Source organism: Aeromonas sp. QDB39 (assembly GCF_027707585.1).
In the GTDB taxonomy this organism is placed as follows: Bacteria; Pseudomonadota; Gammaproteobacteria; order Enterobacterales; family Aeromonadaceae; genus Aeromonas; species Aeromonas hydrophila.
Genome location: NZ_JAPCIV010000141.1, coordinates 1 through 608, shown reverse-complemented (window position 1 = coordinate 608; position 608 = coordinate 1). Strand labels below are relative to the sequence as shown.

Sequence of the window (608 nt, the reverse complement as noted above, 5' to 3'; positions counted from 1 at the left end):
CGATTCCGTCACACTGCGCCTCATGACTGAGCATGACCTTGCGATGCTCTATGAGTGGCTAAATCGATCTCATATCGTCGAGTGGTGGGGCGGAGAAGAAGCACGCCCGACACTTGCTGACGTACAGGAACAGTACTTGCCAAGCGTTTTAGCGCAAGAGTCCGTCACTCCATACATTGCAATGCTGAATGGAGAGCCGATTGGGTATGCCCAGTCGTACGTTGCTCTTGGAAGCGGGGACGGATGGTGGGAAGAAGAAACCGATCCAGGAGTACGCGGAATAGACCAGTCACTGGCGAATGCATCACAACTGGGCAAAGGCTTGGGAACCAAGCTGGTTCGAGCTCTGGTTGAGTTGCTGTTCAATGATCCCGAGGTCACCAAGATCCAAACGGACCCGTCGCCGAGCAACTTGCGAGCGATCCGATGCTACGAGAAAGCGGGGTTTGAGAGGCAAGGTACCGTAACCACCCCAGATGGTCCAGCCGTGTACATGGTTCAAACACGCCAGGCATTCGAGCGAACACGCAGTGATGCCTAACCCTTCCATCGAGGGGGACGTCCAAGGGCTGGCGCCCTTGGCCGCCCCTCATGTCAAACGTTGGGCG

The 608-nt window shown here is 56.2% G+C and carries 1 protein-coding gene; it reads left to right on the top strand.

Translation table 11 applies throughout. The features are described 5' to 3' along the window. Positions 1-541: AAC(6')-Ib family aminoglycoside 6'-N-acetyltransferase (gene aac(6')-Ib, locus PG899_RS24220; RefSeq protein WP_065764034.1), on the top strand; the 541-nt coding region annotated here is incomplete at its 5' end. Positions 542-608 lie beyond the last annotated feature (67 nt).